Origin of the sequence: Bradyrhizobium diazoefficiens (genome assembly GCF_016612535.1) — a bacterium.
In the GTDB taxonomy this organism is placed as follows: domain Bacteria; phylum Pseudomonadota; class Alphaproteobacteria; order Rhizobiales; family Xanthobacteraceae; genus Bradyrhizobium; species Bradyrhizobium diazoefficiens_C.
On sequence record NZ_JAENXS010000004.1, the window covers coordinates 55234 to 73098 of the forward strand.

General features: G+C 61.1%; 21 protein-coding genes. 18 read left to right on the forward strand and 3 right to left on the reverse strand.

The features are described from left to right. Positions 1 to 84 precede the first annotated feature (84 nt). The 17 genes from JJE66_RS34365 to JJE66_RS34445 all read left to right on the forward strand — a co-directional run bounded on the left by JJE66_RS34365 (position 85) and on the right by JJE66_RS34445 (position 12990). Positions 85 to 396 (forward strand): hypothetical protein, encoded by a 312-nt coding sequence (locus JJE66_RS34365; protein WP_200520231.1) that lies wholly within the window; start codon positions 85 to 87, stop codon positions 394 to 396. A 27-nt stretch (positions 397 to 423) separates the two neighbouring features. After that, a complete protein-coding gene (locus JJE66_RS34370) occupies positions 424 to 741 on the forward strand; it encodes a hypothetical protein (protein WP_200520232.1) in 318 nt (105 codons plus the stop codon). Between the two features lie 132 nt (positions 742 to 873). Next, on the forward strand, positions 874 to 1356 hold the full coding sequence (locus tag JJE66_RS34375) for a hydrogenase maturation protease (RefSeq protein WP_200520233.1): 483 nt from the start codon (positions 874 to 876) through the stop codon (positions 1354 to 1356). Next, positions 1356 to 1664 (forward strand): hypothetical protein, encoded by a 309-nt coding sequence (locus JJE66_RS34380; protein ID WP_200520234.1) that lies wholly within the window; start codon positions 1356 to 1358, stop codon positions 1662 to 1664. The genes JJE66_RS34375 and JJE66_RS34380 overlap by 1 nt, the downstream gene beginning before the upstream one ends. A 115-nt stretch (positions 1665 to 1779) precedes the next feature. After that, positions 1780 to 2787: a hypothetical protein gene (locus JJE66_RS34385; RefSeq protein WP_200520235.1), complete on the forward strand. Its 1008-nt coding sequence runs from the start codon at positions 1780 to 1782 to the stop codon at positions 2785 to 2787. A gap of 25 nt (positions 2788 to 2812) precedes the next feature. Next, on the forward strand, positions 2813 to 3022 hold the full coding sequence (locus JJE66_RS34390) for a hypothetical protein (protein WP_200520236.1): 210 nt from the start codon (positions 2813 to 2815) through the stop codon (positions 3020 to 3022). Positions 3023 to 3032: 10 nt separating this feature from the next. Beyond that, on the forward strand, positions 3033 to 3257 hold the full coding sequence (locus JJE66_RS34395) for a hypothetical protein (protein WP_200520237.1): 225 nt from the start codon (positions 3033 to 3035) through the stop codon (positions 3255 to 3257). Between the two features lie 134 nt (positions 3258 to 3391). Next, entirely contained in the window at positions 3392 to 4147 is a 756-nt protein-coding gene (locus JJE66_RS34400) for a NifU family protein (protein WP_311980212.1), read from the forward strand. Positions 4148 to 4149: 2 nt separating this feature from the next. After that, positions 4150 to 5352 (forward strand): NHL repeat-containing protein, encoded by a 1203-nt coding sequence (locus tag JJE66_RS34405; RefSeq protein ID WP_200520239.1) that lies wholly within the window; start codon positions 4150 to 4152, stop codon positions 5350 to 5352. Next, complete coding sequence (gene hypF / locus JJE66_RS34410; protein ID WP_200520240.1) at positions 5349 to 7805, forward strand: carbamoyltransferase HypF; 2457 nt, start codon at positions 5349 to 5351, stop codon at positions 7803 to 7805. The genes JJE66_RS34405 and hypF overlap by 4 nt, the downstream gene beginning before the upstream one ends. Beyond that, on the forward strand, positions 7775 to 8065 hold the full coding sequence (locus JJE66_RS34415; RefSeq protein ID WP_200520241.1) for a HypC/HybG/HupF family hydrogenase formation chaperone: 291 nt from the start codon (positions 7775 to 7777) through the stop codon (positions 8063 to 8065). The genes hypF and JJE66_RS34415 overlap by 31 nt, the downstream gene beginning before the upstream one ends. Positions 8066 to 8069: 4 nt before the next feature. Next, positions 8070 to 8762, forward strand: a complete 693-nt coding sequence (locus JJE66_RS34420) for an SIS domain-containing protein (protein WP_200520242.1) — start codon at positions 8070 to 8072, stop codon at positions 8760 to 8762. Next, complete coding sequence (gene hypD / locus JJE66_RS34425) at positions 8759 to 9889, forward strand: hydrogenase formation protein HypD (protein ID WP_200520243.1); 1131 nt, start codon at positions 8759 to 8761, stop codon at positions 9887 to 9889. The genes JJE66_RS34420 and hypD overlap by 4 nt, the downstream gene beginning before the upstream one ends. Then, entirely contained in the window at positions 9886 to 10950 is a 1065-nt protein-coding gene (gene hypE / locus JJE66_RS34430; RefSeq protein WP_200520244.1) for a hydrogenase expression/formation protein HypE, read from the forward strand. Before hypD ends, hypE begins: the two co-directional genes overlap by 4 nt. 10 nt (positions 10951 to 10960) lie before the next feature. Further along, complete coding sequence (gene hypA, locus JJE66_RS34435; protein ID WP_200520245.1) at positions 10961 to 11302, forward strand: hydrogenase maturation nickel metallochaperone HypA; 342 nt, start codon at positions 10961 to 10963, stop codon at positions 11300 to 11302. Continuing rightward, on the forward strand, positions 11302 to 12276 hold the full coding sequence (gene hypB / locus JJE66_RS34440; RefSeq protein WP_200520246.1) for a hydrogenase nickel incorporation protein HypB: 975 nt from the start codon (positions 11302 to 11304) through the stop codon (positions 12274 to 12276). Before hypA ends, hypB begins: the two co-directional genes overlap by 1 nt. A 15-nt stretch (positions 12277 to 12291) precedes the next feature. Next, positions 12292 to 12990: a sulfite exporter TauE/SafE family protein gene (locus tag JJE66_RS34445; protein ID WP_200520247.1), complete on the forward strand. Its 699-nt coding sequence runs from the start codon at positions 12292 to 12294 to the stop codon at positions 12988 to 12990. Positions 12991 to 13098: 108 nt separating this feature from the next. Here JJE66_RS34445 and JJE66_RS34450 read toward each other — a convergent pair whose 3' ends face one another. Together JJE66_RS34450 and JJE66_RS34455 are read right to left on the reverse strand one after the other, a co-directional pair. Next, positions 13099 to 14418, reverse strand: a complete 1320-nt coding sequence (locus JJE66_RS34450) for a DUF3422 domain-containing protein (RefSeq protein ID WP_200520248.1) — start codon at positions 14416 to 14418, stop codon at positions 13099 to 13101. A gap of 388 nt (positions 14419 to 14806) precedes the next feature. Beyond that, complete coding sequence (locus JJE66_RS34455) at positions 14807 to 15166, reverse strand: hypothetical protein (protein WP_200520404.1); 360 nt, start codon at positions 15164 to 15166, stop codon at positions 14807 to 14809. Between the two features lie 646 nt (positions 15167 to 15812). Between JJE66_RS34455 and JJE66_RS34460 the strand changes: the two genes are divergently transcribed. Continuing rightward, complete coding sequence (locus JJE66_RS34460) at positions 15813 to 16151, forward strand: hypothetical protein (protein WP_200520249.1); 339 nt, start codon at positions 15813 to 15815, stop codon at positions 16149 to 16151. A gap of 81 nt (positions 16152 to 16232) precedes the next feature. Here the strand turns inward: JJE66_RS34460 and JJE66_RS34465 are convergent, their stop codons facing one another. Continuing rightward, positions 16233 to 17207, reverse strand: coding sequence for a dienelactone hydrolase family protein (locus tag JJE66_RS34465; protein WP_200520250.1), 975 nt, complete (start codon positions 17205 to 17207; stop codon positions 16233 to 16235). Between the last annotated feature and the right edge of the window lie 658 nt (positions 17208 to 17865).

Below are 17865 nucleotides of genomic sequence, written 5' to 3' on the forward strand. Positions count from 1 at the left end.
GCTCAATTGCGTCAATGGACTTCGTTCGGTCGAACCCGGCCGAACGGAGAAGGGTGAACCATTACGTCGAAAGGCGGGTCGCACATGGCGTCCGAGAACGGGGCTGTCCTCAAATCTATCGCGGATATGCTCGCAAACGGGCTCAAAACCGAGGTTGAGCCGTTTCCCGAGACCGACAAGGAGTTCGCGGAGATCCTGCTGCAGCTGCGCCAGCTCGATCCGAAGGATCTTGAGTCCAAGCTGGTGATCGGTGGTTTCCTCGATCATCCCTATGGGCCGGACAGGCAGCGCTGTTTGGAATGCATGTACTACCTCGTGCATCGCAGATGGTGCGACTTGCCCGAGCTCTCAGTGCCGGTCGATCCGGACTGGTGGTGCCGATTGTGGCGTATCTGAATTGAACCTTCGAAAGGCGAGCGCCCGATGACCGCCGGCTCGGATCAAGAGTTGCGCAGCCAGATTGTGACCCTGCTCAATTCCGGCCTTGCGACTGATGTTTTTCCGCGGGCCGACACCCATGAGGACGTCCAGGAGTTCGTGAACGAGCTTCGTGCGGCCGGAAATGATTTGAAATCAAAACTTCGGCTCGCAGGCTTTACGCTATATCCCGTCGACCATGGCGGCATCGAACAGCTTTGTGAAACCTGCATGTACTACAAGGTCCACCGCCGTTATTGCGAGCTGCCGGAGCTGAACGTGCCGGTCGAGCCGGACTGGTCCTGCAGGCTTTGGCGGATCTAATCTTGTTGCATCGAGCCTACGGGCTCGAGCGACCGAAGCTGCGGCCTCCACGCGAGGCCATCAGGCCTGTTTCGGCGCTGACCCGGGCAGTGCTAGCGTCAGTCTGCAATGGGCTTTTGGAAGAGCTGCGCCATGATTACCGTCGTCGCCTGCGGAAATGCAAATCGCTCGGACGATGGGGTGGGGCTTACCGTTCTCCAATTGCTCAAGAGCCGAGATCTCGCTCGAGACCCGCTCGTGCGCCTGCTCGATGCCGGAACGGATGGCATGGCGGCGATGTTTGCGGCTCGCGGATGTCGGACGCTGATCGTCATCGATGCGTGCCAGTCCGGATCGGAGCCTGGTGCGATCTTCGAGGTGCCGGGAAGCGAGCTGACGCAACGTTACGCCCCAAGCCTCAATCTTCACGATTTTCGCTGGGATCATGCGCTGTATGCCGGAAAAGCGATCTTTCGCGACGCGTTTCCTGACGATGTCGTGGTTTTTCTGATCGAGGCGCAATGCCTCGATCTCGGACTCGCGATCTCCGAACCGGTCACCGCCGCGGCGTCGAAAGTCGCCGATCGCATCGAGGAGCTTGTCCTAGCCCGATTGTCGAAAGCCTCGAGCAGCTGATGCCATGCACGATCACCATCCAAGACGGCGCCCTGTATCTCTCGCGTGACGTCTACACACGCTTCTTCGATCATCTCGAGTCCGTCATCCTGCTGCGACGGGGGGATGATCTTTGCGTTCTTCCGGTTCGGCAAACGGCCGCCGGAGGATACCTGCTCAAGGTGCGAAACAGAGCCGGCGATCGCGTGATCCATGCCCCGGACTTCTTCCGGCAGAACGGCTTTCCCGCGCATTCGCGGACGGAGTTTACAGCTGAATGGTCGAGCACGGACGGCGCGCTCATTGTTGCGCGCGCGTTTACACTGTAAACTAAGTTTACATTTCGTATAACGAGTAGACAATCCCTAAACTTCGCTGCTACAGTTGATCCACATCAATGACGCGTCGCCATTTCAAGCGACGCGCGAGTCCGGAGGGGATGCTGTGGCTGCAGGTCTGACAAGCGACCAGGTACGTGCAGCCTTGCAAGCTGCGGACAGCGACGATGCCACGCCGGCTGAGCGTGCCGAGATGCTGATGGAAATCGCGATGGGGCTGCAGACGCGCCCCAAATCGCCGTCCGAGATCCGCTCCGCGATCGAACTCTACGACAAGGCTCTGACGATTTGTCCGCAGGACATGCGCTTGCTGCGCGCTCGCATTCTCGCGCGGAAGGCAACTGCTTTGCAGGCCATCCCTGAGCAAGGGACAGAAGCTCTCGAGAGCGCGCGGGCTATCTTCGAAGACATCATTCCCGTGCTCACTGAGCTTGGCCTCACTGAGGAAGTCGCCGAAGCGGAGATGAATCTCGGGCTCTGCGTCCAGAGCCTCGCTGGCGTTGGACGTGCGCGGATCTCGGACGCGATTGCTGCCTATCAGCGCGCGCTTCGCACCTTCACGCGCGCCAATCACCCCAAGGAATACGCCATTCTGCAGAACAATCTTGCAACCGCCTTTCTGTCGATGCCGATGACCGATGAGCGCGGCAAGATGCGAGAGGCCTTGGCGGTGCAGGCTTTCGAGGAGGCCCTCAAGGTCGTCAGCCTGGTCGATGATCCCATCGAATACGCGATGTTGCAGAACAATCTTGGCAATGCACTGCAATACGTCTCGTCCAGTCACGTGCTCGAAAACAATCTCCGCGCGGTCGAGGCTTATGACGAAGCACTCAAGGTCCGCACGCGCGAGACCATGCCGCTCGAATACGCCAACACCATCTCAAACAAGGCGAATTGCCTTTGGAATCTGCCAGGCCATCCGGAGAGCTCGGAGGTCGGTAACGGCATGAATCTCTCAACCGCGCTCATCTACTACAAGGAGGCGCGCGAGATCTTTGCCGAGCACAGAGACATGGAGAGGGTGCGCATCATCGGTGAAGCGATGATGCGGATCGAGCACGAGCTGATGGAGTTGGGCGCATCGCTGGACCGCGCCTCTTCCTTGCAATCCTAACTTTCAACGACAGGAGTCTTCTGGAATGGCCGAATCATTGTCACCAGCGATCTTTGCCCTGAGCCTCTGCCTGGGTGTGGTCGCCTCCGTTGCGGGCGGTATCGTTGGCGGCGTCGTCGTCGGCGGAAAAGTGCTCGGAAAGGAACTGGCCGCCCTGCTTGGCGGATTTTATGGGCCGCTGGCCGGGATCGCCGGGGTCCTGCTTGGTCTTGTCATTCTCGCGATCATCGGTTGAGGAGACGGACATGTGGGCAATGGCGCAGAACTCCATCTTCTTGTTCTTTCGCGGAAAGCTTTTTGCCGACCCGGCCAAGGTTTACCGGCAAATCGCGATTGGCGTGGCCATAACAGCGATCCTGCTCGTTGCGCTCGCCGCGATAGGCGCTCCGGCCTGGATCGCGTCGCCCTTTGCTGCGGCAATCGGCGGCGGCTTGCAACCCTATCTGTTCCGCAATTTGCGTTTTCGTTGAGGAGGCGCGTTTCCCGCGAGTTTGGCATGAACGATCTGACACCCACAGCGCGAAACGATCTCGCCGGCTTTGTCGGCGATATCGAGCGCTTGGAGTCCATCGTTGCGAATTGGGATGAAACGCCGCGATCTGTCGTGGGCGCCTACAAGCTCGCGATCGAGGCGCTCAATGCCGAAGCGTTTCGACGCCTGATACGCGCCCTGAAGACTGACCCGGCTGCGCTCGCAGCAATGCAAGCCGCCGCCAAGGACGAAGTCGTTTATGCCGTGCTGCGGCGGTACGAGCTCTTGAAGCCGAGCCTGAACGAGCGCGTCGAGCAGGCGCTGGATAGTGTCCGGCCGATGCTTAAATCGCACGGTGGTGACGTGGAGCTGGTCGGCGTGCGCCCGCCAAGCGTCGAGGTCCGCTTCAAGGGCGCCTGCGATAGCTGTCCTGCGTCCACTCTGACGTTTCATGCCGGCGTGAAGAAGGCGCTTCAGGATGGCTGCCCGGAGATCACCGAGGTCATTCAAGTCAAGCGAATGGCCGGCGGTTCGGAGAATGGCGTCCGGTTCGTCAGCCCCTTTGCGCTGAACGCAGAAGGCAACTGGAATCCGGTCGGGATTTTGTCAGACTTTGCCGACGGTGCCATCCATGCAATCGAAGTGGGCGGACAAAAAGTCATTCTGTCGCGCAACGGCGCATCGATCACCTGTTTCCAGAACGCCTGCGCGCATCTGGGGTTTCCGATCCATGATGGCGAGGTGGCAAACGGCATCATCACCTGCCCGCATCATGGTTTCCAATACGATCTTGCCAGTGGCGAATGCCTCACCGCGCCCGAGGTGCAACTCCAGCCGCACGCCGTGAGGATTGTCGGATCAAAGGTCGAGATAAGGATTTCAGCGTAGCCATGGTCACGTCCGCCGCAATCGTTAGTCTGACCCGGCAACGCCTGCATGCGCGCGACAATCATGTGCCGCGCCGGTTCATGTCGGCGAGCGGTGCTCGCGTGATCCTGGGCGGGGAAGTGACCTCGGACGGGCTCGTGCAATCGATCGTGCCGTCGGCCCGCACGTTGTTCGGCCCCCGCGGGGTCTGCCTTGCCGGCGCCAATGGACCATTATTCGTTTGCGACACTGGCCACCACCGTCTCTTGATCTGGAGCCGGTTGCCGTCCGAGGACCAAGTTCCCGCTGACCTCCTGATCGGCCAGGCCGACTTCTCGCGCGAAGGGCGGAATGCGAAGAGTGACATTGGCCCGGCGACGTTCAACGTGCCGACCGGGGTTGCCGCGGCGGACGGCGTGCTGGCGGTCGCCGATGCCTGGAATCACCGGATCCTGATCTGGTACGGCTACCCCCTCAGGTCAAACCAGCCGGCTGATGTGGTTCTCGGTCAGGCGGACTTCACGGGCGGCCTTGCCAATCGCGGCAACTCCGCGCCGTACGACAATACGTTGAACTGGTGCTATGGCGTCGCAATCGCTAATGGCAAGCTGATCGTCTGCGACACGGGCAATCGCCGTGTCCTGGTGTGGAACGAGCTTCCCAAGGCCAATGGCACGCCGGCCGATCTGGTGCTCGGCCAGAAAGACTTCACGACGCGCGACGACAATGCCGGCGCCAGCGCCAGTGCATTGGGGATGCGATGGCCACACGGCATCGCTTGTCCGAAAGGCGCGCTAGTCATCTCGGACGCCGGCAACAATCGCGTGATGGTGTGGCGGTGCTTTCCGTCCGTTTGCGGGACACCCAGTGATTTCGTGCTCGGTCAGGATGACTTTGCTCGAGTCGATCACAATCGGACCGCTTACGATCCGTCCTCCAGCGCCATGAGCATGCCCTATGGGCTCGCCGTCTGGGACGATCAGCTTGTGGTCTGCGATACCGCGAACTCTCGGTTGCTTGGCTTTGAGCTCGATGAACTTTCGATGGATGCGCCCGCAACTGGGCTGGCGGCCCAGCATGGGTTCGCTGACAAGGGCGATAATCGCTGGTGCGCCGCCTCTCGCGACAGCCTGTGCTGGCCCTATGACGCGTCACCCTCCAGTCAAACTCTTGCGATCGCCGATACCGGCAACAACCGAATTCTACTCTGGGAGATGGCGCCGTGAACGGTCTTGGTCCTGTCCTCGAGAAGGCATTGGTCGAAGCGTTCGAGATCCGGGTGCGCGGCCGTGTCCAAGGGGTGGGATTTCGGCCGACGGTATGGCGTCATGCGCGGCAACTCGGTCTCGGCGGCGAAGTCTTAAACGATGGCGAAGGCGTCCTGGTCCGCGCAAGAGGTGAGCGGGCCGTGGTCAACACGCTTATCGAGCGCATCGTGAGCGAACCGCCGCCGTTGAGCCGGATCGATGGCATCGAAATCCACGTGTATGATGGAGCGCTGCTCGACGAATTCGTGATTGCCGAGAGTGTAGCGGGCGCCGCGCACACCGAGGTGTCTCCCGATGCGGCCCTGTGCGCCGACTGCGCCCGCGAGACGCTGGATCCGTTCGAGCGACGGTTTCGCTACCCCTTCACCAACTGCACCAATTGCGGGCCTCGCCTGAGCATCGTTGACGGCATTCCCTATGACCGCGCCAAGACCGCAATGGCGCCATTTGCGATGTGCGCTGACTGCGCCCGCGAATATCGCGATCCATCCGACCGGCGCTTCCATGCCGAGCCGGTCGCCTGTCACGCCTGCGGTCCCCGGGCGAAGCTGATCCGCCTGGACGGACGGCCCGTCACCTTCGAGCAGTTTTCCATGCTGGACGACGTGGATGCCGCGTGCACCCTGATCCAGAAGGGCGAAATCGTCGCCATCAAGGGGCTCGGCGGCTACCAGATCGCCTGCGATGCCACACGAGCCGACACGGTGGCACGCCTGCGCAAGCTCAAGCGGCGGGACGGCAAGCCCTTCGCGCTGATGGCGCGGGATGTCGCAATCGTGCGCCGATACTGCAGTTTGGATGAGCAAGAACAGGCCGAGCTCACCGGTCCGGCAGCTCCCATTGCGCTCTTGCGCGCCGACGGGCCCGAGCGTCTGCCCGGCGACATCGCGCCAGGATTGCGGACGCTCGGTTTCATGCTTCCGACCACGCCGCTGCATCTGTTGCTGTTGCGGCGCATGGACCGCCCGGTGGTCATGACCAGCGGCAATCTGTCCAACGAGCCTCAGGTTACCGAAGATCATGAGGTCCGCGAACGCTTAGGAGAAATAGCAAGTTTTGCGCTGACCCATGATCGAAGGATCGCCAACCGCGTGGACGATTCCGTCATTCGGGTGATCAGCGGGAGGTTACGTCTGTTGCGCCGTGCCAGAGGTTATGCGCCGGCGCCGCTGGCTCTGCCAAAAGGATTCGAAGCCGCACCCGATCTGCTGGCATTTGGGGGCGAACTCAAGGCGACGTTCTGCCTCATCAAGGATGGTGCGGCCATTCTGTCCCAACACCAGGGTGATCTGGAAGATGTGTCCACCTCTGACGATTACGCCAAAAACCTTTCGCTCTATGCTTCGCTCTTTCAGCATGTTCCGACCGCCCTAGTTGCCGATATGCATCCGGAATATCTGTCCTCCAAGCGTGCGCGTATGGCCGCTGAAGAGGGCGCAGTCCCCCTGATCGAGGTTCAGCACCATCACGCCCACATCGCGTCCTGTCTTGCCGAAAATGGCTACCCGCTAAACGCGCCGCCTGTCTTGGGCATCGTGCTCGATGGCCTGGGGTGGGGTGAGGGCAGTGCACTCTGGGGTGGTGAGTTCCTGCTTGCGGACTATTGCCGCTATGAGCGTCGTGGGACTTTCAAGCCGGTCGCGATGCTCGGCGGCGCGCAAGCCGCGCGTGAACCGTGGCGCAACCTCTACGCCTATTTGACGGCCGAGATGAGCTGGGGCGAACTCACCATGAACTTCCGCGAGCTCGAGCTCTATTCTTTCCTCGAGACCAAACCGCGCGCCATGCTGGACGCCATGCTCCGGAGCAGGTTGGGCGCGCCGCTCGCGTCCTCCTGTGGCCGGCTGTTCGACGCCGTGGCCGCAGCGGTTGGCGTATGCCGCGACCTCCAGTCCTACGAGGGAGAGGCGGCGGCGCGGCTCGAGGCGCTTGTCGATGAGGATCTGCTGTTCGAGGAAGACGACCGGCTAGCCTATCCGCTGACGATTCCGAATCTGCGCGGCTCAGGTATGCCCTACGTCGAGCCGCTCGCGATGTGGCATGCGGTGCTGGGCGACCTGATCCTGAAGACACCAGCCTCAGTCATCGCGACGCGCTTCCACAAGGGACTGGCCAAGGCCATCGTCGCCATGACACGCAAGCTTGCTGAAAATCCAGACGGGGCCGAACGTAACTTCTCTACCGTCGCACTCAGTGGCGGCTGCTTTCAAAACCGCATTCTGTTCCAAGAGGTTGCGCGCCGGCTGGAGCGGGACGATTTCACCGTGCTGTCACACGCTCACATTCCTGCAAACGACGGAGGGCTGGCGCTCGGCCAGGCTGCCATCGGCGCGGCGCATCTTATTGCATCAATCAAAAGCTCCAGGGAAGGAAACCAACCATGTGTCTCGGCATTCCCGGGCAGATCATAAGGATCGACGACACGACGCGGAAGCTTGCCACCGTCGACGTCAGCGGTGTCAAGCGACAGGTCAACATTGCCTGCATTGTCAGCGAGGACCATCCCGTGGACGCCTGTGTCGGCGATTGGGTGCTGGTGCATGTCGGCTTTGCCATGAGCCGGATCGACGAACAGGAAGCCGCACAAACCTTGAAGATTCTCACCGAACTCGGTGAAGCCCAGGCTGAGATCGAGGCCATGAGGCGCTCGGCAGCCCAAACCGGAGGGTAGTGCCATGTCAGGCAATAGCGAACTCAAGGCGCTCTATCCGTTCCTGCACGGTGAACAGCAGGACCCGGCGCGGCTCGAGGCCGCGCTGCTGCTCTCCGTCGAGGAGAAGGCGCGCGATTCTCGCGAAACCAATGCTCGCTTTTTTGGCGAGAACGCGGAAGTGCTGGTGGCCGCGGCCAAGGCGATCGCCGACGTCTATCGGGGTGGTGGCCGGCTGTTTTCCATGGGCAATGGCGGCTCGAGCTGCGACGCCTCTCATGTCGCCGTGGAGTTTGTCCACCCGATCACGGCGGGACGGCCGGCGCTGGCAGCGATCAATTTGGTCGCCGATCTCGCCATGATTTCCGCGGTTGGCAACGATCTTGGCTTCGAGCACGTATTCGTCCGCCAGATCGTCGCCCAGGGGCGGAAAGGCGACGCGCTGGTCGGTATCTCCACCAGTGGCAATTCCTCGAATCTGATGGCCGCGTTCGCCAAGGCCAAGGAGATGGGCATCGTCACTGTCGGGCTTGCCGGCGGCGACGGCGGCAAGATGAAAACCTCAGGCGTTGTCGACTACTGCCTGGTCGTCCCTACGACCTCAATCCACCGCACGCAGGAATGCCACGTGATCGCGTACCATATTCTCTGGGATCTCGTTCATACGTTGCTTGCCGATGACCGCGGATCGGCGCGAAGCAAGGGAGCCGCCGCATGAAATATGTCGACGAGTTCCGCGACGGCGAGAAAGCGCGTGTGCTGATCAGCGAGATCGAGACGCTGGTCGCGAGCATGGCGCTGCCGCCCGATCGGCCGCTGTACCTCATGGAAGTGTGCGGCGGCCACACCCATTCGATCTTCCGCTACGGGCTGGAAGGCATGCTGCCCAAGGAGATCGAGCTCGTTCACGGCCCCGGCTGCCCGGTCTGCGTGCTGCCGATGGGCCGGGTCGACGATTGCGTGGCGATCGCAGAGGACCCGAAGGTGATTTTTACCACATTCGGAGACGCGATGCGCGTTCCGGGATCGAAAAAAAGCCTGCTGCAGGCAAAGGCGGATGGCGCGGATGTGCGCATGGTCTATTCGCCGATGGACGCGCTCGACCTGGCGCGGCGCAGTCCGGAGCGCGAGGTCGTCTTCTTCGGCCTCGGATTCGAGACGACGATGCCGTCGACCGCATTGACTATTCTGGAGGCCGAGAGCGAGGGAATCCGGAACTTCTCCGTGTTCTGCAACCACATCACGATCGTCCCCACCATCAAGGCGATCCTCGACAGTCCCGGTCTTCAGCTCGACGGCTTTTTGGGGCCCGGCCATGTGTCGATGGTGATTGGTACGGCACCTTACGAGTTCATCGCGAATTTTTATCGGAAGCCAATGGTGGTCGCTGGCTTCGAGCCGCTCGACATCCTGCACTCGATCTGGATGCTCCTAAAGCAGATCAAGGACGGCCGCGCCGAGGTCGAGAACCAGTATGCCCGCGTGGTGCCGGATGCGGGCAATGACCCGGCTCTCAATGCGGTCTCTCGTGTCTATGAGCTGCGGGAGTTCTTCGAATGGCGGGGGCTCGGCTCGATCGATCACTCCGGGGTCAGGCTGCGGGAGGCGTATGCGCAATACGACGCGGAGCGCAAATTCACCATTCCGAACGTCAGGATCGCCGATCCGAAGTCGTGCCAATGTGGCGAGGTGCTCAAGGGCGCGCTGAAGCCGTGGCAATGCAAGGTGTTTGGAACCTCGTGCACGCCGGAAGCGCCGCTCGGAGCGCTGATGGTCTCCTCGGAAGGCGCTTGTGCGGCCTACTACCAGTACGGCGGCCAAAGGCGCCAGGCGGAGGTCGTATGAACATCCTGCCCTTTGTCAGGACGCGCAGGCTCGGCAAAGTCAGCGTCAGCGCCGTTACGCTGGCTCACGGCGGTGGCGGCAAGGCGATGAAGGATCTCGTCGATGACGTCTTCGTGGCCGCATTCGATGAGCGAGGCGAGCCGCTGGAAGACCAGGCGCGCTTTGATCTGAACACGCTTGGCGCGCATGGAGACAGGCTCGCCTTCACGACGGACTCCTTCGTGGTCGACCCCTTGTTCTTCCCCGGCGGTGACATCGGCAAGCTTGCCGTATGCGGGACGGTAAACGATCTCGCCGTCGGTGGAGCGCGCCCATTGTTTCTGTCTTGCGCCGTCATCCTCGAAGAGGGCGTTGCGGTCGATCTGCTGCGACGTGTCACGCGCTCGATGGCTCAGGTGGCGAACGACGCCGGCGTTAGAATCGTGACTGGCGATACCAAGGTCGTGCCCCGCGGCGCCTGTGACAAGATCTTCGTGACAACCACAGGCATAGGGATGATTCCGGTCGGTATCGACCTTGGCGTGGACAAGGCGTGCCCGAACGATGTCGTGCTGGTTAATGGGCTTCTCGGCGACCACGGCGCGGCAATCCTGTGTGCCCGTGGCGATATGGCGCTTGAGACCCCGATCGAAAGCGATTGCGCCTGTCTGCACGGTCTGATTAGCGCTCTGCTTGCCGCCGCCCCTGGCACGCGCTTTATCCGCGACGCAACGCGCGGCGGGATCGCAACGGTCCTGAACGAGATTGCAGAAGCGTCACACGTTTCCATCGAAATCCAGGAGGAACGGACGCCGATCCGAGAGGAAGTCAAGGCGTTCTGCGAAATCTTGGGTCTCGATCCGCTCTACCTTGCCAATGAGGGCAAAATAGTCGCGGTCGTCCCCGCCCATCAGGCAGATGCGGCGCTCGCGGCGATGCGAGGGCATCCGCTCGGCGCGCATGCCGCCATGATCGGGCGAATTGGGTCCGAGATCGAAGGCCGCGTCACGATGCGGACGACGTTCGGCGGGCGGCGGATTGTCGACATGCTTGTCGGCGAACAGTTGCCCCGGATTTGCTGAGGAGAAGTGCGTGCACGAGCTCGGCATCACAAGGAATATCGTCTCCATCGTCTGCGACGCAGCGAAGGGCCGCAAGGTTCATCGCGTGACGCTGGAGATCGGGCAATTTTCCGGCGTGATGAGCGAAGCCATCGAATTTTGCTTCGAGACCGTAGCCAAGGGTACCCTTCTTCAGGACGCCACCCTGGATATCCGGCAGATCACCGGGCGAGCTCGATGCGACGAATGCGGATCGGAATTCGAGCAGGCGACACTGTTTGCAGCCTGCCATTGCGGATCGCGGCGTTTGACGCGGCTCCAGGGCGAGGAATTGCGGATCAGAAGCATGGAAGTTGAAGGGGAGACCGTGTGATGTGCGGACATTGTGGCTGTGGCGCAAAGGCGGGTGCAACCGTCGTCAATCTTCAGACGGGTCAGGAGAGCAGGCTTGCCCGGAAGGACGCCAGCGAAGGCGCGCATGAGCATGTCCATGGACATGCCGAAGGCCATTCTCATTCGCACCCGCATCGGCATGAACATGCCCATGACCACGATCACAGACATGGTCATCACCATCATGGTCATCACGACCATGATCATCCGCATGGCGACGAAGCCCATCATGACCATGCTCATGACCACGGCCATGGCAGAGATGAGCCGCATGGACCAGGCGAGCTGATCGAGCTGGAGGCCCGTATTCTTGCCACGAACGACGCGCTTGCCGGCAGAAACCGAGCCTGGTTTGCCGGGCGGGAAATCCTCGCATTGAATCTGGTGAGTTCTCCGGGCGCGGGAAAAACGACGCTCCTGGAACGGACGATCAGGGATTTGCGCGACGAGACCGCGCTGTTTGTGATCGAAGGTGACCAGGCGACCGCAAATGACGGCGAGCGGATCCGGCGCGCAGGTGCGCCAGCCGTCCAGGTCAATACAGGGACGGGTTGTCATCTCGAAGCCGACATGATCGCGCGCGGGCTCGCCGAGCTCCGGCCAAGCGCTGGTGCGGTGGTGATGATCGAGAACGTCGGAAATCTCGTGTGCCCGGCGATGTTCGACCTCGGCGAACACGCCAAGGTCGTCATTCTATCGGTGACGGAAGGCGAGGACAAGCCACTGAAATATCCTCACATGTTCCAGTCGTCGTCCTTGATGATCCTGAACAAGATCGATTTGCTGCCGCACCTCGATTTCGATGTCGCGCAAGCGGTGGCCAACGCGCAGGAAGTCAACCCGGACATCGAGATCCTCAAAGTCTCGGCGAAGAGCGGCGAGGGGCTCGATCAATGGTACGCCTGGATCAGGCAAGAGGCTCAGCGCGCCAGAGATATGGTCTTCGCATCTTAAGCCGGCGGGCAGGTCATGATTGGGATATTGGGTGTTGGGTTCCTCCTCGGGATGCAACATGCGCTCGAGGCCGATCACATCGCGGCTGTGTCGAGCATAGCTGCTCGCCGGATCAACGTCTTCGATATCGTCAAACACGGCCTGACCTGGGGACTAGGTCACACGATCACGCTCTTCCTGTTCGGAGGGGTGGCGCTACTGCTTGGACACGCCATTCCTGAGCGGCTTTCGCTTCCGCTGGAGACCGCGGTTGGGGTCATGCTGGTCGTGCTTGGCGCTGACGTTCTGTGGCGTTTGTGGCGAGAGCGCGTCCATTTTCATCGGCACAGCCATCGCGATGGTACGGCTCATCTCCATCTGCATGCCCATCCCCTAGAAGCTATCTCGCATCGGAGGAGCCCTCATGACCATGCGCATGGGTTCCGCTGGCGTACCCTTTTCGTCGGATTGGTTCACGGCATGGCGGGGTCGGCTGCTCTGCTTGTGTTGACCGTGGCGCAAGCGGGTACTGCTCGAGATGGCTTGATCTATATGCTCCTGTTCGGTGTTGGCTCGATGATCGGCATGGCTGCGCTATCGTCCATGATTGCCGTTCCGCTCGTGATGTCTGCCCGCCTGCTGACATCGGTCAATCGAGCTCTACAGCTTGTTGTTGGGAGCGTGGCCATTGGGATCGGCGCGACAACCATCTATTCAACAGTACTGGCAGGATGATCGTTGATACTCTTCGGCCTACCACCCTCGAATCTGGGCGTTTCGTGTCTCCCGGTCGCCCCAGCTTCAACCGCTCGCTTGCGAAGCGCAAGCGGCTCGTTCATGCACTCAATCGTGAGCGCCCGACGTTTCGTCGTGCTTCAAGTGCCGCCTGCGGATGTTGCGGGTAACGATCCAGATCACGGCCACAGCCACCGGCACAAAGAGCGCGGTCGCCAGCGACGGTTCCACATGCACGCCGCCGTCATGGGCGCCTTTGGCGAGATAGCCGAACAGGCTGACGACGTAGTAGCCGATCGCTGCGACCGACAATCCCTCGACCGTGCTCTGAAGCCGCAATTGCAGCCGGGTGCGTTCATTCATTGAGCGCAGCAGATCGCGGTTCTGTTCTTCGAGCTCGACGTCGACGCGTGTGCGTAACAGATCGGCCGCGCGCGCGAGCTTGATCGACAGATTGGCCTGCCGGTCTTCCATTGTGGCGCAGGTGCGGATCGCTGGCGCCATGCGGCGGGCTAGGAACGAAGACCAGGTCGGATAACCCGCGACCTCGCCGCCCTCGATCACGGCCAGACGGGCCTGCACGATCTCGTAATAGGCCCGGCTGGCGCCGAAACGAAAGAGGCTGCCGGCAGCCCCCTTCTCCAGCGACGCGGCCAAGGAGGTCAGTTCCGCCAGCAGACGATTGTTGAGTTTGAGGTCCTCTGCTCCCTGCATCTCCTCGAGCACTTCGACCAGCCGCCGGCCGATATGATCGACGGAGGGCGCAAGCTCGAGGGCGGCAGGCAGGCCGAGCAGCGCCAGCGTGCGATAGGTCTCGATCTCCAGCAGGCGCTGTACCAGCGCGCCCAACCGACCAGGCGACAGACCGTCATTACAGACGAGAATGCGAATAAAGCCCTGATCGTCCGCGCGAAAATCGGATGCGACGACGGCCGGTCCGCTGCGGACCGATGCCACGGCGAGGCTGCCTCTCTCGAAAAGCTGCTGGGCACGCTCCAGCGCCGCCGAGGTCTGCTCGACCTCGAGCTTGACGGCAACCAGCAATTGGCCGGACTGCGGCAGAGATAGGATCAGTGTGGCGGGTTCATCGCTGAGCTCGCCGAAGCTTCGAGCGGACGTATCTGCATTGTCGAGGATCCAGGTGAAGGTGGTGAATTCCGAGTGCTGCTCCCAGCGGAGCTGAATTGCGCCGATCGTGACTTGGTGATGTTTGGTCGCGGCATCCGGCGGCGCTTGCCCGTGCGAGGTGCAGAATGACACGAACTTCTGCCGGTCGGCGGCGGCGATCTTGCCCTGGCTGAGAAAAGCTAGACGCAGCACCGTGAGCGGCGCCGTCAGCCGGGTGAACGGGCGGGCATGCACCTCGGCCAGCACCGCACCACGCTGCGGGTGCAGGTCAAAGCCGGCGAGATCGAGGTCACGGTTCATCGGCGGTCCCTTGGTAGCGCTCTCAGGCCGCGAGTGGCCGCAGACCCTGCGGTTCACTACCACACCAAACCCGCGCTCGCGCAATTACCCGTTGGCAGATATCTTCACCTCCCCCCGCCGTGTCATGCCGTGGCCACGCTGGCCATGAAGTTGTCGAGTTCGAGGCGCAGGCGCTGGCTGGCCTCGGTCAGGCTGCAGACCGATTGCAACATGGTAGAGACCGCCGCGCCCGTCTCGGTTGCCTTGCGATTGACCGTTCGAGGTTGGTCGTCCGGAAATCCAGTCGAGAGTGATGCGTGGCGATGGCGCTGCGGCTTCTATCCCCGATCAGGCCCGGGCGAATGCACCTCCGGCACTGCTGCCACATTCGATCAAGCACGCGCCGCGTTCACGGCTGCATGGGCGTTCTTCGTGTCGCGGCGCCGCGAGGCAGATTTTGAGGCTTGGCGAGAAGAGCGTGACTGGACGAGCCGAAAGTATGCCGCGTGGGGACATTGGTGAACGGATGGTGGTTCGATGAAAGACGCCTTCCAGCGCGGAGGGGCGGCGACCTCAGTTCTTCGTTAGAAGGCTTCTTTGGTTCTTCAGCGACCGCCTCAACATCAATCGCGGGCAGTTCGCCTGTCCCGTCCTTCAGATCGGCTGCACGCTGGATCAACCCGGACGCAACCTGCGGGTCCTTTGTTGTTTTTGCCATGCGCAGTAGCGTTGCTGCGGCCTCTCGGGCAAAGGAGGTGTAGCGCGGCACGTCTTATCATCCCATCGAAGTCCCCCTGAGATGAGCCAGGAACCCGGATTACGTTCCGGTGCTTTGTACAAAAATGTACACAGGCGACAACAAAAAGACCTCAGCTCCGGGGCTGGCGCCAAGCTGAGGCCTTGTGTCGGCGCCACGTTGTCGCGGCGTCATCCGGGAGAATCAACTTGACTCCTGCCATTTGGTTCCCAGCGTTTGTCGGAGGCGCCTGCGTTCCAAAGGCCTCAAGTGATACGACGTTCACTCCAAGCATCACCAGTCCGCAACATGCAGACCACGATCAATCCATAACGGGGGCAATGTCGCACGTACGGGCTCACCGTCAAGCGCGTTTGCCCCGGGCACAATGCGAAGACCTCAGACTCAGCAAATCCGCTCTGCCCCGCTAAGCGGACCTTGTGCTTTGTGCCGCGACTTCGCTGATGGGCCAGACCCGGCTTGTGAACGGTAGGCCGACTGTTGTGGTGGAGAACACCAAGGAATTCGCCGCTGCTACGGAAGCAGCATGGAAGCGGATGGCGCCGCTGATCGATAGCAAGGTGAAGCAGCTGCGAGGCTGCATGACGGTGCTGGCAGTGCGACAGCGCTGGAAGACCCGAAGCGGAAAACGCCGGAAGGGCTATCGCATACCAGCGAGGTGCGCACCTATGTGAAGGCGCTGCCGGAGGAGAAGCGAAACGCGTTTATCTTCCAGGCGATCAGCGATGGCGACCGCGCCAACGTCGCCAGCGTGCTGCACGCCCAGCCGTTCCTCTCTGGGTTATCCGCAAAGGCTCAAGGCATGCTCCGCCAACATGCTGCCGCGAAGTTCGCGCCACAGGACCACGCGCAACATCAGGCTGCTGCCACTGCCCCTGAGTATGTCATGGACGCAGGTACCAAGCTCGGTGTGCGCTATGGTGCCCTGTCGCGCAGCATGAGGCTTTCGCCAGCGGAAAAGGTACCCGAGAAGCTGAAGGCGCTTGCGGGCGGCTAAGAATGCTGCTGGATTCGGTGCGTGGTGTCCCGGTCCGGTAGAGACCCCCGGCCTGCCCATGAAGGCCGGGGGTCCAATGGGTTACTGGAAGTGAAAGAGCTCCTTTAGAAACGCTTTGACATCATCGTGGGATTTGTTCGCGGCAGCTTCTTGGTAGTAGCCACCCGTAAATCCTTTTTTATAACAAGAATCGCTTGGGCCTAGTGGCTTCTTTGTCTCCACGTTTAGAATTGCGCCATTCTCGCCTTCTTCAAGGCGGCACTGTCTAACCGAGTTAGGCGCTTGCTCAAACTTGACCGCGGTCCGATACATAGGGGCGTCGAATTGGTGGTAGGCGTCCGGGTATTCGATGATACGCACGCTCTTGCCAGCCTTGGATAGTCTCTCCGCATAGTCGCGACATGGCGCTATGGGCGTAAGATCGTCCGCTGCTCCGTGCAACATGAGGATCGGCGCCGTTACGTTTTCCTCGTCTTGAAAACGCGTATTGCATACCGCGTAGGCGGAAATGTGCGCTGCGAAATGAAGGTCTGGGCTGCCGTACATTTTCTGGAATCTGGCCATATCAGAATAGAGAGCGGCGGAGGCGCCCTGAGAGAAGCCCATCACGGCGATCCTCGACGTGTCGATCCGCGGATCCTTTGCGGCTACATCAAGCGCCGTGTAAGCATCGATAATCCGGGTCAGAAAGGAGATCTTGCCTGCATCGCTCGGATAATTGACTAGTCCGCGACCGGCATAGCTGTCGACCGCGAAAGTGGCGATCCCTATTTCGTTGAGGACTCGCGGCCATTCCTCGTAGGGCGCGCCATCTGTAATAGGGCCACTCGCCGAATGCAGCAGAATGACGAGTGGTTGTTTAGCAGGACCGCTTTTCGCAAACCGCAGTTGCCCTGCGAGAGCGACGGGCGTTCCTTTCTTGCCCATCAGAAAATCAGCAGCTGACACTGTTTCTGAGGGAATTGAATAGAATGCTTCGCGCGCGATTTGCGCTTCAGCACTTCCGCAAATCAGCGAAGCTAACAGGGCTCCAGTAAAGGCAGAAACCAATTTCATCACGACCTCCACTATTCAAAACTGAAAGACCAAAATCCTAGCACGGGCGAAATGCGCCAACAACTTGCACAGCCTCGTAGTCTTCAGCGGATCAGCATGTCCGTTGCGGTCAAAGGCTGCCCCCAATAGCCATATGATCGTCGTCAGCTCACGTCTCGGCAGCGGACGTGTCGGCGCGCTGAGCGAATGTCGGCAACGGCCACAACCGGACTCGTGCACCGCAATGAGAGGGAGAACCGCTACTCGATCACCTCGTCGGCGCGGGCAAGCAACGTGGGCACCACAGTGAGACCAAGCGCTCGTGCTGCCTTTAGAGGGACGCTAACATTGCAACCACAACGACCAGCGGCGTTGATGGTCATGATCCGCCGCATTTCTGCTCGGTCAGCTTCGGCCGCATTGTCGCGAACCGACCGACCCCGAATGGTGCTTTCCGGCGAGATGATCCACATTTGGGACGAAAAACCGCACGCCTTCTATGCGATTCTCCACCTTGATCCTCCTCCGGGATCGGCGGCTGCGAGGTCCGATTGGGTTTGCCTCCATTGCCGGGCCTCGCCTCCGGCCGCCGTGTGGGTCACGGAAGCACAGTGCAGATCGCAGGCCAGCGCAGATTTCGCCAATCGGAGTGCGCTACGGGCCGCGGCCTCATAGGGCC

Coding starts and splice junctions, on each gene's coding strand:
- JJE66_RS34380 (WP_200520234.1), top strand. CDS start 1,356: ATGCCATGCACGATCACCATCCAAGACGGCGCCCTGTATCTCTCGCGT.
- JJE66_RS34465 (WP_200520250.1), bottom strand. CDS start 17,207: ATGAAATTGGTTTCTGCCTTTACTGGAGCCCTGTTAGCTTCGCTGATT.
- JJE66_RS34395 (WP_200520237.1), top strand. CDS start 3,033: ATGTGGGCAATGGCGCAGAACTCCATCTTCTTGTTCTTTCGCGGAAAG.
- JJE66_RS34450 (WP_200520248.1), bottom strand. CDS start 14,418: ATGAACCGTGACCTCGATCTCGCCGGCTTTGACCTGCACCCGCAGCGT.
- hypE (WP_200520244.1), top strand. CDS start 9,886: ATGAACATCCTGCCCTTTGTCAGGACGCGCAGGCTCGGCAAAGTCAGC.
- JJE66_RS34375 (WP_200520233.1), top strand. CDS start 874: ATGATTACCGTCGTCGCCTGCGGAAATGCAAATCGCTCGGACGATGGG.
- JJE66_RS34390 (WP_200520236.1), top strand. CDS start 2,813: ATGGCCGAATCATTGTCACCAGCGATCTTTGCCCTGAGCCTCTGCCTG.
- JJE66_RS34365 (WP_200520231.1), top strand. CDS start 85: ATGGCGTCCGAGAACGGGGCTGTCCTCAAATCTATCGCGGATATGCTC.
- hypB (WP_200520246.1), top strand. CDS start 11,302: ATGTGCGGACATTGTGGCTGTGGCGCAAAGGCGGGTGCAACCGTCGTC.
- hypD (WP_200520243.1), top strand. CDS start 8,759: ATGAAATATGTCGACGAGTTCCGCGACGGCGAGAAAGCGCGTGTGCTG.
- JJE66_RS34370 (WP_200520232.1), top strand. CDS start 424: ATGACCGCCGGCTCGGATCAAGAGTTGCGCAGCCAGATTGTGACCCTG.
- JJE66_RS34445 (WP_200520247.1), top strand. CDS start 12,292: ATGATTGGGATATTGGGTGTTGGGTTCCTCCTCGGGATGCAACATGCG.
- JJE66_RS34415 (WP_200520241.1), top strand. CDS start 7,775: ATGTGTCTCGGCATTCCCGGGCAGATCATAAGGATCGACGACACGACG.
- JJE66_RS34420 (WP_200520242.1), top strand. CDS start 8,070: ATGTCAGGCAATAGCGAACTCAAGGCGCTCTATCCGTTCCTGCACGGT.
- JJE66_RS34405 (WP_200520239.1), top strand. CDS start 4,150: ATGGTCACGTCCGCCGCAATCGTTAGTCTGACCCGGCAACGCCTGCAT.